Here is a 17219-nt window from a genome sequence, read left to right on the forward strand (position 1 = left end):
TACTTCTTTACCATCGAATGAAATAAAATAAGTGTTATTTCATTGTGATATAGTACTTCTTAATTAAAAGCCAGGAGTAATAATATCAATATTATCTATAAATACCTCATTGCTGCTATCTACCGCTTTTAATGCTCTCGCATAAATTACAACAATATTTGATGTAGCCTTAAAGGTAAATGTTGTAGTTGTAAATGTATTATCAGATGAAGATCCTTTACTTGAATTAAAATCATTAGTAATATCAAAATAAGCATCAACATTGCTATTATTTGCAGGGTCTGTATTGATATCTTCTTCCGTAGTAATTTCATTATTTAAAATGAATACTTCGGTATTGATTCCTTCAGCTTCAGAACGAGTATCAATAGTAAAAGAATACACAACACCTGCTTCTACCTCTACAAGTTGGTATAGACGTCTAGAATTATTAGAAAGTTTAACTGCTCTCGTTTTTTCTCCATTCACATAAGAACCATCACTAGAAGAACCTGGTTGTTCATTTGTACCAAAAGCTCCATCTATATAGGCATTTAGAGCAGTATTATTCCATAGTGCTCTAAAAGGACTATCTATAGTATTCCCAGAATTATCTTCTACACTACTGTTAGGAGTCATATCCCAAGCATCTGCATTATCACCTGTATTTTTAGTAAAATCATCTGCTGTACCATTTTGAACAATTGCTTTAAAAGTTGGTTTAACAGCACCTACTGGTACCGCTTTTGTTTCACTTTTAGAAACACCTGCTTCGTTGGTTGTTGTTAAAGTTACATCATAAGTCGCTTCTGCCGGAAAAGTGTGTAATGGACTAACTTCTGTTGATGTAGTTCCGTCTCCAAAATCCCAACTATGTGTAGTTGCTAAAAGAGAAGCATCTGTAAACTGAACAGTAAGACCATTTACATCAAAAGTAAAATCTGGTACTGTAGATAAAACCAATCCTTCAATATTTTTTGAAACCGTAACCTCAGCATCTAAAAAATTAGTTACTGTTAAGGTTACTTCAAAAGTATCTGCTGTTTTATAAATATGAGAAGGGTTAAAGTCTGAATCTAATTCTGTATCTTCTTCAGAGTTCCATGTTAAAGTTTCTCCGTCTCCAAAATTCCAAACTAAAGATTTTGCACCAGAAGTTAAGTTTTCGAAAGTTACTTTAGAATCTATAGAAGTAAAATTAAAATCAACAAAAACAGGAGCTACTGTTGCTGAATCTACAGCTACTAAACCATCTGAACTTGTAGTAGTAAGTTTTACTTTATACTCTCCACCATTGGTATATTTATAATCTGGATTTGCTTCCGAAGAAGTTGTACCATCGCCAAAATCCCACAAATAAGAAGCAGCATCTGTAGAATAACTTCTAAACACGATAGACATAGTATCATCTGCACTTGTACTTGTTGTAAAAAGTGTAGATGGTTGTATATCATTTACATTACCTGTTGGTGGCACAAATTCTTCATACCCGTTGTCATAACAAGAAACTAGACCTAGAAATACAAAAAACAGTGCAAAAATACTGCTATTGAATTTTTTATTTTTTTTATAATTCATAATATTAAATTTTAGAATCTATTATTGTTTAACTATTATATCAAAAGCATCTAGCCTACACTCTGTTCCAGAATTAGTAAGTAAAATAATTACTGATTCATTAAGACCTGCTTCAAACGTAATAGCATGTTTTTTAAATACATCATCTACACGTCCTTCACTACTATCTGTTCTAGATGCAATAATATTAGCTTCTAATTTAGACTCGGCAAGTGTTGTAGCATTTGGACTTATTAAAGAAACTGTTACGTCTCCTGCATTATTAGTATCTAACTCACTAAAATAAGTTAACACATAAGTTGCTCCAGGAGTAACCTCAATTTCTTGATACCCTACTCTACTACCATCTGCAGGAAATTTAGCAGCTTGTAAACCAGAAGGCAATACACCTAACTCAGATTTTGAATTGATTTGAAATACTCCTCCCCAATTTGCGGTACTAGGAGATCTCCAAGAATCTCTACCGTCTCCTGTTCCATCAAATAAAGTTCCATCATCAAAACCTGGCTCTCCAATTTCTGGTATAGCAATGGTTGGTACGGCTTGATTTACAGTTACTAACTTTTCTGTATAAGCAGATTTACCAAGGTTGTCTGTTACCGTTAAACCAATAGTATATGTACCTGGACCAGGAAAAGAAAAAATTAATTCTTGATCTTGTAATGTTGCTGGTGCTAATTCTGAAATTTGTGTATTTAAAGCAGCAACATTTTCTGTAACTTCTGCAGAAACCTCATCTTTAGCTGCTTGTAATTGAACTTTTAAACTTGCAATAGAAGCTTCTAAGACAGCCTTTTTGTCTTCATTTACTTCACATGGTAATTTAAATTCAATTTTAGCTATCTCATTTTCTAATGCTACGACAGTTGCTAATTCCGCATCTATAGATTGCTTAAGAATTGGCAAGTCTTTATTTATTAAAGTTACCCCTTCAGATGGTGTTACTGTCCAATCGTACTGTGTACCATTTACAGCTAAATTAGAACCTGCTTGAAAATTAACTTCATAATTAGCCCATAATTCTACATCATTACAATCAAATTCAGATGTTGTAATATCTGTTGAATTGTAAAAAGGTGTTGGACTTGTAAAATCTTCTAAATCGCCAACTTCTGGTAAGTCGTTACTTACACAAGAGGTTAGAGAAACTACTGTCCCTAACACAATATATTTTAAGTTAAACAAATATTTTTTCATAATTGAGTGTTTTTTAGTATCCATCATTTTGTTTATAAAAATTAGGCAAATTATCTCTTTCTCTTTGTGGGAATGGAAGGTATTTCTTTCCACTAGTATAATTTAAACTATTGTCTGTAGAAAATTTAGACAACACATTATCTGCTTCTCCAAATCTTATTAAATCATACATACGTTGGTTTTCATATACAAACTCAACTCTTCTTTCATCTAATAAGTCTTGTTTTGTTAAGTTTACTACCTCTTCTAAACCAGCTCTTAGTCTCACTTGATTAAAAGCATCTATAGCTCTTTGGTCTGTAGTACTATCTGAGTTTCCTAGAATAGCTTCTGCATATAATAACAACACATCTGCATATCTTAAAACAATCCAATCATTATCTCCAATTTCACCATCCGTAGGATATTTAGCATTAAAAACATCTACAGTATTATTTGCTAAAAAAGCGCTATACCCTAAAGACAAAATAGAGGCAGGAAATCTTACCGGTTGTGCTGTTGGGTTCATAACTTCTAAGAATTCTAAAGTTGCAATATTTACACCGTTAGAAGGTCCTTGTAATGTCATTGCAAAACTGTGAGATTCTGAATCTGTTTCTACTTGATCGCCTAAACCACTATCACTAGTTGCATAGTTATCACTACTAACAAGATCATAAGCTATTGAAAAAATAATTTCGTTGTTAATTTCAAGACCTGAGTTATTAACCCAATCTCCATCAAGAACTGGATCTGATTCTAAATTTGATTCAGAAAAATCACCCGTAAATTCATTCCCAAAAATATGTCCATAATCTACAGCTAAAGTTGCATAATAATCACGGTCTGATAAACCAGCAGCTTTTTCTGTAAACATTAAATCATATTTATAGGTAACATTGTTTTCTACAACTGAAGCTAATAAAAGTTCTGCTTCTACATAATTTGGATTCGGTTGACTTAAATATGCTTTTGCTGCTAAAGAAATTGCAGCTCCTTTAGAAGGACGGTATCTATTTTGTTCTGCATTGTTTAAGTAAGCAATTGAAGTTTTAAAATCTTCAATAATTTTAGCATACACTTCAGCTTCTGGTAATTGAGGATAATCTAAAGCTTCCTTTTCTGTAACATCTAATACTTTGTCTATAAAAGGTATGTTTTGATATGCTCTTACCAAGTTAAAGTGACATAAAGCTCTCATAAAGTAAGCTTCACCAACAGTATATTGTTGACTTTCTGGTGCTAAAAACTTATTATCAATAATTGTATTTGCATGCTTAATAGTATGCATATTATTAGAGTAATACGTTGCTACATCTCCATTATTTGCATCTACATTAAATGCGTTAATTGCAGGAAAGTTTCCGTTTTCTGAATTTGCTCTAACATTATCTGATCTTAATTCTGTTAATAAGAATTCGTTTGCAGGAATTTTTTGATAAGAATCTAAAACTCCATTAGATAATGCTATAAACCCATCGTCTGTTTGTAGTAACTCCTCTAGCGAAAGTGCTGTAGGATTACTTAAGTCCAGTTCTGTTTCACAACTTGTCAATAAAGCTATAAAAGAAAAACCAACTATTATATTTTTATATATATTTTTCATAATTATTTAAAATTGAAAGTTAATTCCCGCTGAAATTGTTTTAACGATAGGTCCATCTCCTCTTTGATATCCTGCTGTTAAAGGCGTATTCGCATTATCTGATGTTTGACCTGCTGCTTCTGGATTAAATCCTTCATAACCTTTAGCTGTAAAGAATAATAAGTTTTCTCCTGCTATGTAAAATCTTAATTTATCAAAATTATATTTTGATGTAAAAGACTCTGGTAATGTATATCCTAAAGTTACATTTCTTAAAGCTACAAAAGATGCATCTTGAATGTGGTCATCAGTAAATCTTCTATGAACCGTTAAGTCTCTATCCGGAAAATTAGATACTTCGTTAACAGCAGACTCACTTGCATAATACAATTGATCTAAATCTGCAACTCTAACTTCTGCTCCATGAGAACCTTGTAATTGAAAAGAAAAATCGAAATCATACAAAGTAAAATCAGAATTAAAACCCCATTCAAAATCTGGGTAAGGACTACCTAATTCTGTTCTATCATCATCATCAATAATTCCGTCTCCATTTAAATCTTTTACATAAACATCTGCATAATCATTGTTAAATCTATTAAAAGGATTGTCTACCCATTCTAAAGGAATTTCTTTTTCATATACCCATCCATAAAAAGAGGTAATTGGCTGCCCAACTTTTGCAATAAATTCTGTTGGTCTTGTATCTTGATCAATTCTAGAGATAATTTGTTCGTTATTTCCTAAGCTTGTTACTTCGTTTCTATTTAAAGAAAACTGACCAGAAACACTCCAACGGAAGTTTTCTTTAGACATCAATCTAGAACTTACCTCAAATTCTACTCCTTCATTTTTAACTTCACCAAGGTTTTGTAACCAATTGTCTGTACCATAAGCAGCAGCAGATGGAGCAAAAAGTAATAAATCTTCACTTGTTCTAATATAGTAATCTGCTGTTAAGCTAAAAAGACCTCTACCAAAAGTAACATCTATACCTGGGTTAAATTCTCTTAATTTTTCCCAACCTAAAATTTGATTTGCTAAAGTTGTTGCTTTTACACCAGTTGTTCCATCATAGCTTATTGTACTATACGCTTCTTCAAATCTGTAAAGAGATTCGAATATGTTATTAGAAATTTGGTTAGAACCAGAAAGACCATAACTTGCTCTTACTTTTAAGAATGATATTAAGTTGCTGTCTGATAAGAATTTTTCATTAGACATAACCCAACCAAGAGATGCAGCAGGAAAAAATCCATTTTTAGAATCTGGACCAAATCTTGTACTTGCATCATTACGTACAGATAATTGAAACAAGTATTTTTCATCATAATTATAGTCTAACCTACCAAAAAATGAAACTAATTTTTCGCTTGCGTTATCTGTATATGTTGTTCCTCCATCTGCAATAGCAATATTATTGTTAAAATCATTAGAAAAACCAACTGCTTCAGATTCTTGTCTGTAATTATCACTTTGCATGTACTCAAATCCTAATACTGAATTAAAGTTATGCTTTTTATAACTTGTATCATATTTAAGTAATGACTCGAACGTATATTGGTTTAATTCGTCTCTCCTTTCTAATCTAAAAGATTCTTGATCTCTGTTTTCTTGACCATACAAATAATCTGCTTCGTTACTTTTATTGTGTCTAAAATCACCAGAAATAGTTTGTCTAAAACTAAGCCCTTTTGCTAATTTAAAATCGATATAAGAAGATGCGTTTAAACTTAACTTCTTCTTAGTTCTAGATCTTTCCATATAATGTACCAAAGGATGTACGTTTTTAGTGGTAGATAAGGTTAAACCACCAGAAGTTAAACCACTAGCAACAGGTAAACCAGTAGCTGGATCTCTAAGAATACTTCTTGGGTTGCTAGGATCTGCTGTAAAGGTATGATCAAAAGCTCTAGAAAAACCGTAACTTCCAACACCAAGGTTTTCAAATAATTTTCCTGCATCTGTAGAAACACCTACCTCTGTAGAAAATGGAGTTACATATTTTAAATGTTCTTCATTTAAATATAATGGCACATGCCCCATTTGTCTTAATGGATCTGTAAATCTTGCAGGTACTTTAGTTTGGTCATTATAATTAACACGTATACTTGCACCATATTTTATTTTTTTATTCTTAGATCTACTATCAATCTTAACTCTAGCATTGTATTTTTTAAAATCATCATTTAAAACAATTCCTTCATCTTCTAAATAACCTAAAGAAGCTGAATAACTAGTTAACTCAGAACCACCTCTGGCAGCAAAAGAATGACTTTGTATAAAACCACCATCAAAAATTTCATCTTGCCAATTTGTTTCACCACTCCCTAATGAAGCAATAAATTCCATAGCTTCTAATTCAGCGTAAGCATTATTATAAGATCCATTATCTGCATTTGCGTTATCACCAACAATTCTACCATAGTTAGGACTATTTACTGATATTGCACTCACTTGACCTTGTAAACCATCTAACCTTGCTCTTTCTTGCGCTATTGTTGTATTAAAGTTGCTATTGTTATCAGAATATTTATACCCTGTAAAGCTGTTATAAGAAAATCTTGTTTGACCAGAAATTCCTTCTTTTAAAGTAACTAAAATTACACCATTTGCACCACGAGAACCATAAATGGCCACAGAAGATGCATCTTTTAAAACACTAATAGATTTAATATTATTATTGTCTATAGATCCTAAAATATCTGAATCTGTACCTAGAATTACTCCATCTACCACAATTAAAGGAGAAGAAGAACCAGTAACAGAACCAGGTCCTCTTAATGTAATTTTTGGATCTCCACCCGCTTCAGAAGAAGTTACTTGAATTCTTAAACCTGCTACTCTACCCTTAAGAGCATCCTCTACACGCGCTACTGCTTGGTTTTGAAGATCTTCTCCAGAAACTTTTGTTAAAGCACTTGTTACGTTTTTTTGTTTTTGATTTCCATAACCTACTACAACAATTTCATCTAAAATATTAGAATCTTCGTCTAAGGCTACATTAATTGTTTTTTGATTTGTAAAAGTTACTGTTTTCGTTTTAAAACCTAGGTAAGAAAACTGAATAACATCTCCAGACTTCACGGTAATTTTATAATTACCATCAAAATCGGTACTTGTTCCTTTTGTTGTTCCAACCAGGATAACATTAGCACCCAATATAGGCTCACTATCCGTTTTAGACATAACATTTCCCGTTACTGTAACACTTTCTTGCGCAAATCCTATTGCACTAAAAAGAAGCATTGCAATAAATACTAACTTAATTTTTAAGTTCATTGTTAATTGTTTTGAATTATTTTTCTTTAAAAAACATTTAATCTTAAATATGTCTTTAAGATTAAAACTGCTATATTTTGATGTAATAGTAACGTCTATCACCTCATTAAATCTTCCTTAAGAGATTCTTATTTTACTTCTTGTCTGCAAAATAAGAAGGTCCATCTCCAGTTAAAAAATCTTCTCTTACAGGACTAAATGTGTCAATTAATTGTCCCTCTTCTAAACAAACAGCACTATGCAATAAATTAGGCTCTATATAAACCCCATCTCCTGCTTCTACAATTTGTTTTACACCGTCAATTTCAAATTCGAATTTACCTGAAACCACATAAGTAGCTTGCGTATGAAAATGTTGATGAGGTGCACCTAATGCTCCTTCTTCAAATTTTACGCTTACCATCATAATTTGATTATCATAACCTAAAAATTTTCTAGAAACTCCTCCACCTAATACTTCCCAATCTAAATCTTTAGAAATTACGTACTTTTCACTAAATCTATTCATTTTTCCCATTTTATTTATTTTTTTTATTTACTTATAATAATAAGAACCTTTCCAATTATACTCCTTATTGCCTATTTTAATTATATGATTTTTATCTGTAGAATTATCTTTATTAGAAATTATAAAAATTTTAGTAGTATTTTTCTTAGTAGTAATTTCTACTGCAGTATAAGCCTCTGTATCTAAAACAACATTTAAGTTTGTAATACTACTATATGCGTTTAAAGCTAATTCAGAAACAGAACTATAACTACCATGAGATTCTATTACAGAAGCAAAAGTGGTGTTTTGAGTATTTTTTCTTCGGATAATAAAAGAAGGTTCTTTACGTAAATTATACTCTGGATCGTTTGCACCAATTCTTGCCAAAATCAACTCATCATTTGCATTAGAAGCGGTTGTTAATGTGTAGAATAAATCATTATTTTTCCAAGAGAACACCGTATTAGCATCAGCAGGTTTTCCTGAAGCCTCTTTCCATAAATGCTGATAACCATTCTTTTTTCCTAAAGGATTTAGTTGATCATACGTTTCAAACTCAAAATTAGTTTTCATAATATGACCTAAGTAATAATAAGGTAAATCATATTGCTTTTTACTATCTGATTTTATTTTAAAAAGATCTATTGTAAATGGTCTTTCAAAATCTTCATCTTTAATTAAGGCAAGAGTTCTAAGCATTTCTGTACCAGGATAAGCATTTACCTCTGTTGCACTTAATATCTGTATATTAGGATTTTTATCATCATAAAAATACAAGTCTGAATGGTGTTTGGTTCCAATCTCAAACTTACCTTCAAAATGACTTTCTTCATTTACGGTAATTGTATTATGTGCAATAGTTTGTTTTGCCCATGTTTGGTTTTCTTTTAAATAATTACCTCCACCTTTTTGTTCAATATTTACAAAACGAGCTAAACCATAATCTTGCAATACTTCATTACCCTTTTCATGTAAAGAGAAAGATAATTTATCATAATGACCATGACTAGAACCATGTGAAGCGTATTTATACACCAACTCTAAATTATCACTTCTTAAAATACCAACTCCACCTTCGTCTCCTTTTTTACCGTCAGATAAATTAACAGATTTTTTTGTAAAAGGTTTCTCTAAGCCTTCTTTAATTCCAATTGCAATTGCTAAACCAGTATCATCTAAAACAACTCTATCTTGTTTTTTAGCAATACTTAACAACTCAGGATTTTCTCCTCCAAACTTATAAGCAATGTCTACTGCAGAAACCAACGCTGCTGTATAATAAGACATTCCTTTCTGGCCATCATTTAATGGAAAAAAATCTCCATCTGCATCCGATAAGTTTAGTAAAGCATCTACTGCTTTTAATAAAACGCCATCTTTATATTCAAATATTTTTAATTCTGGTTTTACATTGTGTAATGCTTCAGCAAAAATTAAAAAAGGATACATGGCATAACGTTGGTAATAAGGACCTTCATTATAATAACCATCTGGAGAAAAAGGCTCGTCTAAGTTACCGAAAAAGCCTAACCTTAATCCTTCAACTTTAATAAAACCACCATCATTGTCTCTCATTCCGGTATTTAAATTATCAGTTTTTAAACCGTTTAATGCATTGTCTAACAACTCATCGTTGTCCATAACCAAGGCAATCATTCCAACAGCTACATTACCCCAAGTACTATGGTTATGTACTCTGTTAAAAAATTGAGGATTCCCTTCTGATATAAATTCAGCAAACGGAATAAATAAATCGTTTTCTAATGTTTCTCTTTCTTCTTTAGACAACCAATCATATACGCAATCATAAGCTTGTGCAGAATACACTAACCAATTAGAATCATTTAAACATTGCCAAAATAATTTACCTCTTGCATACGACCTTGTTTGTGGGTGTACAGGTAATGTTGGATATAATTTTGCATACGCAAACAACATATCTTTAACATAGTTTGCATATTTTTCATCATTCAAAATCTGAAATAAGACTCCAGCTTTTTGAATAATTATAAAGTTTTTCTTGTGACGTTCATGTGTATAACCTCCAGATAAATCTTTAGGAATAGGAACTAATATTCCTAATTCTATTTCGGCATCTACTTCTGCTTTTGTATCTGCTAACGTTTTATCGAAAATAGGCACATTGCCTAAGTTTTTTCTGATGTTATCTACACCTTCTTTGGTTAAAATCAATTTAGGATGTGAACCCTCTTTTTTTGCATCCTCATTAGCATTCTCTGTTGTTTTATTACAAGAGATCGCAATAAAACTAATAAAAAAAAGAGCTATTAATTGTATGCTAAATTTTTTCATATATAAATTGAAATTAAAATTGGTTAACCAGATTGGTGTACCAAATATATGGCTAATTAGTATTTTAACAAAATAATAGTATATAAAATAGTGAATTTAACATATTTTACACGCAGAATTTCATCTTTTTACATTAGTCATGTTATAAAAAAACAAAAAAAAGGCCCATTTATTAAATAAATGGGCCTTAAAAGTAATAATTCAAAAAACTACTCAATAATTATTTTTATAGAACCTACTAAGTCATTACTTATTTATAACATAAACTCATTAAAAAAACAGACAATTCAATTGTTTTTTTGCCTATATATTGTTCGAAAATGGATATTGAAAAAAATTAAAAGAACGATTAGAGGTATAATATATTTTATTAATACATTAATTTCATCACTAAATTTTCTTCAGTTTTAATTTTACCAGAATTGATTAATGTATTATTAGATTCAACGTTGTTTTTTGCTCCCCATAAAATAGAAACAAACTCCACTTTATTGTTTTTAAATACATTCTTAGTGATGTTTACATTTACTATACCTCTATGATTTAACAACATACCGTTTTCCTCTTTACTCCCACATTCTGTAAAAGTACTATTAGAAACCAATAAGTTTCCACCAATAGTAGACTCATCATAACCACCTCTGTAATAGTCTATCACATTTTGCTTAACATTTGTAAACTGACAGTTATCTACCGTTAAATACTCTGTATTATAGTCTCCTCTATCATTTGTTTCTTCAGATAATTCAATACCATTTTCACAATTGGTAATGGTGCTATTTTTAAAGGTAACTTCTTCTGCAAATGTCTGTTTATATGCTTTTAACACATAATTAAAATTATTAATATCGCATCCAGAAACTGTCAATCCAAAATGATTAGACATGTTTTTATTTAAGTTTGCAAACGCTTTTTGTTTTCCGTTTCCAGAAAGCACAATGTTATTGATTGTTAAAATTCCGTACGGATTCAAATTAAACAAAGGCGTATTGTCTGCTCCTTCAAAAATAATTTCCGCTTTTTTATCATCCTTAGATTGAATTGTAAGTGATTTATTAATTACAAGAGATGCAGAAACATTATATGTACCAGGACTCAAAGCAATAACGTCACCAGATTTAGCAGAAGCAATTACCCCTTCTAATTCACCTTTAGCATTTGTAACAGCTAAAACATTTGGTGTTGCAGCTTCTACTACATTAGAATACCAAGAAGCTCCGTATTTAGTTTTATCTAAAATTGCTGGATCTTTCATTAATCCTTGAACTGCAGCTCCTATAGAGTTCGAATTTTCTCTAGAGTTTCCAAAAATATCTTGTTTAATAGTTTCAAAACCAAAACCGTTATAAACATCAAAATCACTCGTTAATTTAGGCATATAAATATGCTCACTCAATTTTGTTAATTCAAATTCGGCAGCTTGTATTCTTTCTGAATTATCAAAACCTACACCCTGATTATTAATGATGTTGTTTTTAAATTTAACTCCATCCGCTTTATCATGTTCTATAATTGGAGTTTCATCTCCTACACTGTTGTAAATAATATTATTTGCAACAACTGTTCTAAGCGCTCTTGCAGAACGAATTTCTGACTTAGGCAATACAGCTGCTTGAGCAATATTTGTACCTACACCAAATTGCCAAGGAGATTTAGAGTCTACATATGTATTATATGCAACTACAACATCGGTAACTTGATTGTATCTATTTAATGGTGATTTAGGAATACCATTCATAATAGCTAATGGACTTCTAAAGTTTTCTCCTATAATTTTATAAAAATAATTATTGATAATCCAGTGTCCGGTATTTACAATTCTAATTCCACCAAATTGTTTATTTACACCATCACCAATAAAATAATTACCATCAATAGTAACGTAATTTCCATGACGGGTTACAACAGAACCTTCACTTTTATAAAAAATGTTATTTTTAATGATATTAAAATTTGTCTTACTAGAAATTATTTCAACTTCTCCATTACATTCTTCAAATAAATTGTTTGCAATGGTTGTATTACTTGGAGACATAGATGTAAAACTACTTCCTAATTGAATAGTTTCTCCTCTTGCACCACCTTTTCTAGGTCTTGGTCCAAAATGATTATTTATAATTTGGTGATAATTTCTAATGCTTTGGTTCCCTTTTAGATCTACTCTAACAGTTGGTCCACCATTTGTTTTACCAGCAATATAGTTATTACTTAATACGTTATGCGTACCATAAAGTTGCACCCATAAATTATCCTGATCACGCTCTAAACTGTTATAATCTAAAATAACACAATTGGTAACTTTACTATAGTTTGCTACATTTTCTTCTGTAATTCTAAAACCAATAACATTTTTAAACGGTGAATATCCGTTTCTAAAAAACAATCCATTTACTTCTAAATAACTACCTCCCATTTGTAAACTAGAAATACCTTCTATAAAAACATTACCAGCATTTTCTGCTTTTAAAATAATAGGATTTTCTTTTGTTCCTTCACCTTCAAAAACAATTTCTACATCTTTGTAAATTCCGTCTTTAATAACAATATTATCTCCTGCTTGCGCGTTTTTTGTTGCCTCTATTAGTTCGGATGAATTTGTTACAACAATACTTTTAGCAACTTTTTGCTCACAAGAAACGATTAGCAATAGTAAACTGATAATTAGAAGTGTTTTTTTCATTTTCTTTTAGTTAATATGTTTTGGGTAAACTCTTATAAAATTTTTAGAGACTGCTAACCCTAAAAAAGTATATTGTTTTAAAAAATAGTACATAAATTATTTGGTAAAACACAAACTGGTTTACCAAATTGGTTTACCAAATATAGTTACTAATTTTGGAATGATAAAACTATTTAAGAAGAATTAATAGTTTCATTAAGAAGTAATTAATTTTATGTTTCAAAAATTAAAAATAAATGTAGATACTTTAATTTAACTTATAATGCTTTGAAAGCATTATTTAATATAGCATTTTAATACTTTTACTATTACTGAATCTTTTGTAAGAACAACAAAATACAATCCTTTAGAAAAACCACTAAAATCTACCGTTTTATTATTAAACCTATTTTCTATAGAAATATTTCTACCAGTATAATCAAACAACGCAACTTCATCATACGCATCTGAATCTGTATTTTTAAACTCTATCTCATTAGATGATGGATTTGGAAATAATAAAATATTTTCTGATTTTGCTTTTAAATCATCAACAGAAAGTAATCCTGTAATTTCTTCAATGCTAAAATCTGCATATTTTACTATTTCATCTTGCAAATCTTGTTTGTTATTTAAACTTCTATAAATACCCCATTTTGGTCTTGCAAATTCTGCACCATCTTGCCAAGTGTCTAATGGACTATTAGAATAACTAAATATTTCTTCATTATTAGAAACTTTTCTTATTTCTAAAGAATAACTCCCTGCATCATCAAATTTAATATACTCTGTTACTTCTACCCAATTCCCTCTAAATAAATCTAAGTTTGCCGTTTCTAAAGTAGTTTGATCATTGGTTGCTGTATACCTTAATTCAAATTTATCCGGATTTCCTTTTCTTAAAGTAAAAGAAATCATTGGTATAGATGCATACGAACCACCAACTGCTTTTATTTGATGAATATGTGTAAAACTTGCTGAAGTTTTAAAGGAATCACTTAACTTAAATTTCCATTTATAAGCTACAGTTTCTCCTTTAGTTACCTTTAAATTTTCAGGTGAATCAGAATATGTTTTTATCTCATTACGTTGCCTATCAAACTTTTTACAACGATCATTATCTGGAGTTACATGAATATGAAAACGGAAAACATTCTTATTTAATTCTGTATCAAAAACTTCATCTATATGATTTCCAAAATCTGTATGATTACAATCTGGAGCTTCCACCACACTTCTGTTTGGATTAGCAAAAACAGCATTTATCAACTCATAGGTATTTCCAGGACCATCTGCACTTAAAACAACCTGACTAAAAATTGTTTGTGAGACTAAAGTCAAAAAAACAATACCAAAAAAAAAGTTTTTCTTCATCAGAAAATATATTTATTGCTTTAAACCTATGTTATCGATATCATTATTTACTTTTAATAATGGAGATTTATCACTTGGAGTAAAAAGATAATTATCATCCCATCGGGGATTTTTATAAATTAAATTTTCCTTTTTAGCATTATCACTTATTTTAACAAAACCACTTTTATGAATTAAACAATTAGAAATACTATTATTAGAACCTTTTAAAGAAACAGGCGTTATAACTTTATAACTATCTTCAATCACAGAATTTGTAATGGAAACATTGCTAATTCCATCTGCTCTAATAATTTTACCTTTTTCATTATTAAAAACATTACTAAATATTGAATTATTTATAATTAAGTTACCACCCGGAATTTCTGTCGATACAGTTTTTCTATAATAATTAATTGCTGCTTCTTCTATATTTTTAAATACAGTGTTGTCTATAATAATTGTATTCGCATTATATAGTTCCATAATATCTTTATCATAAGATAAATTTAGTCCTCTATAATTGTTTTCAAATCTAGAGTTTACAAAACTTAATGTATCTGCTTTTGTACCATTATAGGCTTTAAAAACGCTTCCTCCATTTTTATTCGTAAAGTTTTGAAAGATAATATTATCTACAAATAAATTATAAAGTCCGCCTTCTTGTTTGTCAGGAGAAACAATAGCATATTTTAATTCAGAATTTACACCATCTAGAATTGCATTGCTAATGTGTAAGTTTATCCCTTCATTTACCCTAAACAAATAACTAATCGGTTTTTCTAGATCTTTTTTGGCTGCTATAATGGTAGCACCGCCTTTATCTCCAACAATAGTAATATTCTTAGATACTTTAATTGATTTTTCTAAAATATACTCTCCTGTTTTTAAATTTAAAACAGAACCTGGAGATGCTTTATCAATCGCTTTTCTTAAAGTTTCTATACCAGGTTCTACGGTAATTTCTTCAGCTTTAATAATTGGAGCAACAATATTAGGTGTCCAACCCGGACCAGATCTTAACTTTAAAGCTCTTGGTAAATTATTGGCATCCAGATTAAAAGCGCCTGCATTAAAAACTTCTCTTATATTATTGTTGATATCTTTTTCTAGACTTTTACTATTTTTAGTAACTACTAACAAATCGTTATTCTTAGCAGTCGGCACAGGAAAAGAACCTATCTCTTTCCAATCTATTTTGGTTGCATTAAAACCGTTAATAACTTGTGGTGTTGCCGCATCTATATAATTATTATTAAAAGTGATTCCAGAAACGTCATCAACAAATAAAATATTTTTCCCTGGTTTGTCGTTAAAAATTAAATTGTTTGAAAAATTAGTATTTATAGGTGCAAGCGTTTTTTCATCATCTTTACCTTCTCCAAAGGAAATTGGCCCAGAATTGATAATGGTATTATTCTGAATATCTACATTCTTTACTTGTTCATATCTATTTAAAGGTGAATTTGGCACCCCGTTCATTACTACAATTGGTCCTCTAAAACCATCACCTAACAAACCTACAAATAAATTATTTCTGATAATATGATTAGAGTTGATTACCCTAACTCCACCTGTTTTAGATACACCATTTCCTAAAAAAACATTTCGTTCTACCAACGCGTTATCGCCATGTCTTAGCGTTAAAGCACCTTGGCTACCTACAAATAAATTATCTCTATAAATATTGTCTCCAGATTTATTAGAAATAATTTCTATTTCACCGTCACAACTTGAAAAAATATTTTTTTCTACAAGAGTTTTAGATGATTTTTTAGAGTTCGTACTGGTACCAATTCTAATTGTTTCTCCTCCGTTTTTACCTAGGTCTGGTCTTGTACCAAAAAAGTTATTATCTATTCTATGATTATTTTCTACATGTTCTTCTCCTTTAAGCCAAACTACCAAAGTAGTTCCTTCACTTATTTTACCTGTAAAGTTATTATGATCCACACGGTTATTTTTACCCCAAAGATCTACCCAATGGTCTTTTAAATTTTCTTTAGATTTATAATAAGATATTGTAGAGTTTGTTAAACGACAATTATTAGCAAAGGTTTTAGAATCTTTTCTAAACTGAACAACCGATTTATAGCTTGTATTACCATCTTTAAACCACAAGCCACTTACAATAATGTGTTCGCCATAAATATTTAAGGTAGAGTTTCCTGTGATTATTACTTCTCCAGCAGTTTCTGCTTTTATTAAAATGGGGCTTCCTACCTCACCTTGTCCGTAAGCATTTAATTTAACATCTTGCCAAATACCATTCTTCAAAACAATAACATCTCCCGCTTTTACAGTTTTAATAGTACTGTTATATTCTGTTATATTAGAAACTAATTTTTCTTGTGCAAAGATATTAATATTAGTAATTGATAAAATGGAAATATAAAATAAAACTAATTTTTTCATAAATAGAATTTATAATTAATATATGGTAATAATCAAAAGGTGAGCCACTTTTTAAAACAACCATTTAAGTATAGTTTTAAACTGGTAAACCAAATTGGTTAACCAAATATACGTATTTTTATTAAATAAAAAAATGGTAAGGCCATTCGAAAATTTAAAATAATAAAATGCAATTTAGTTTTAATAATTAAAGGAGATGTATAAAACATAAAATTAGATTAATAAAAGATATAAAGAAGAATAATTAGTTATATATGCTAATAAAATTTTTAATATGGAATAACAATTTTACAGAAAAAAATATTTTAAATTTAATAATTAAAATTTTCTAAATAATGAATTTAATTAACTTTAAAATAGATATATATTTTATTGGTATAAAAAGATTG

Annotated in this window: 9 protein-coding genes; all 9 read right to left on the bottom strand. The window is 29.9% G+C overall.

Translation table 11 applies throughout. The features are described 5' to 3' along the window. Nucleotides 1-63: 63 nt before the first annotated feature. The 9 genes from H0I27_RS15060 to H0I27_RS15100 all read right to left on the bottom strand — a co-directional run bounded on the left by H0I27_RS15060 (nt 64) and on the right by H0I27_RS15100 (nt 16830). A complete protein-coding gene (locus H0I27_RS15060) occupies nt 64-1557 on the bottom strand; it encodes a PKD domain-containing protein (RefSeq protein WP_218731437.1) in 1494 nt (497 codons plus the stop codon). A gap of 21 nt (nt 1558-1578) precedes the next feature. Continuing rightward, nucleotides 1579-2754: a hypothetical protein gene (locus tag H0I27_RS15065; RefSeq protein ID WP_254712694.1), complete on the bottom strand. Its 1176-nt coding sequence runs from the start codon at nt 2752-2754 to the stop codon at nt 1579-1581. Between the two features lie 13 nt (nt 2755-2767). Next, nucleotides 2768-4339 (bottom strand): RagB/SusD family nutrient uptake outer membrane protein, encoded by a 1572-nt coding sequence (locus H0I27_RS15070; RefSeq protein ID WP_218731439.1) that lies wholly within the window; start codon nt 4337-4339, stop codon nt 2768-2770. A 6-nt stretch (nt 4340-4345) separates the two neighbouring features. Further along, nucleotides 4346-7600, bottom strand: coding sequence for a SusC/RagA family TonB-linked outer membrane protein (locus H0I27_RS15075; protein WP_218731440.1), 3255 nt, complete (start codon nt 7598-7600; stop codon nt 4346-4348). Nucleotides 7601-7733: 133 nt separating this feature from the next. Next, a complete protein-coding gene (locus H0I27_RS15080; protein WP_165733157.1) occupies nt 7734-8108 on the bottom strand; it encodes a cupin domain-containing protein in 375 nt (124 codons plus the stop codon). Nucleotides 8109-8135: 27 nt separating this feature from the next. Beyond that, entirely contained in the window at nt 8136-10403 is a 2268-nt protein-coding gene (locus H0I27_RS15085; protein ID WP_218731441.1) for an alginate lyase family protein, read from the bottom strand. Between the two features lie 370 nt (nt 10404-10773). Further along, entirely contained in the window at nt 10774-13083 is a 2310-nt protein-coding gene (locus H0I27_RS15090) for a chondroitinase-B domain-containing protein (protein WP_218731443.1), read from the bottom strand. A 276-nt stretch (nt 13084-13359) separates the two neighbouring features. Further along, nucleotides 13360-14436, bottom strand: coding sequence for a T9SS type A sorting domain-containing protein (locus tag H0I27_RS15095; protein WP_218731444.1), 1077 nt, complete (start codon nt 14434-14436; stop codon nt 13360-13362). Between the two features lie 12 nt (nt 14437-14448). Next, nucleotides 14449-16830: a polysaccharide lyase 6 family protein gene (locus H0I27_RS15100; RefSeq protein WP_218731446.1), complete on the bottom strand. Its 2382-nt coding sequence runs from the start codon at nt 16828-16830 to the stop codon at nt 14449-14451. Nucleotides 16831-17219: the final 389 nt, after the last annotated feature.

The sequence above is a fragment of the Polaribacter sp. HaHaR_3_91 genome (assembly GCF_019278525.1).
Classification (GTDB): Bacteria; Bacteroidota; Bacteroidia; order Flavobacteriales; family Flavobacteriaceae; genus Polaribacter.

Excerpts from the sequence above, each read along its gene's own strand:
- H0I27_RS15060 (WP_218731437.1), bottom strand. The coding sequence starts at position 1,557 with ATGAATTATAAAAAAAATAAAAAATTCAATAGCAGTATTTTTGCACTG.
- H0I27_RS15065 (WP_254712694.1), bottom strand. The coding sequence starts at position 2,754 with ATGAAAAAATATTTGTTTAACTTAAAATATATTGTGTTAGGGACAGTA.
- H0I27_RS15070 (WP_218731439.1), bottom strand. The coding sequence starts at position 4,339 with ATGAAAAATATATATAAAAATATAATAGTTGGTTTTTCTTTTATAGCT.
- H0I27_RS15075 (WP_218731440.1), bottom strand. The coding sequence starts at position 7,600 with ATGAACTTAAAAATTAAGTTAGTATTTATTGCAATGCTTCTTTTTAGT.
- H0I27_RS15080 (WP_165733157.1), bottom strand. The coding sequence starts at position 8,108 with ATGAATAGATTTAGTGAAAAGTACGTAATTTCTAAAGATTTAGATTGG.
- H0I27_RS15085 (WP_218731441.1), bottom strand. The coding sequence starts at position 10,403 with ATGAAAAAATTTAGCATACAATTAATAGCTCTTTTTTTTATTAGTTTT.
- H0I27_RS15090 (WP_218731443.1), bottom strand. The coding sequence starts at position 13,083 with ATGAAAAAAACACTTCTAATTATCAGTTTACTATTGCTAATCGTTTCT.
- H0I27_RS15095 (WP_218731444.1), bottom strand. The coding sequence starts at position 14,436 with ATGAAGAAAAACTTTTTTTTTGGTATTGTTTTTTTGACTTTAGTCTCA.
- H0I27_RS15100 (WP_218731446.1), bottom strand. The coding sequence starts at position 16,830 with ATGAAAAAATTAGTTTTATTTTATATTTCCATTTTATCAATTACTAAT.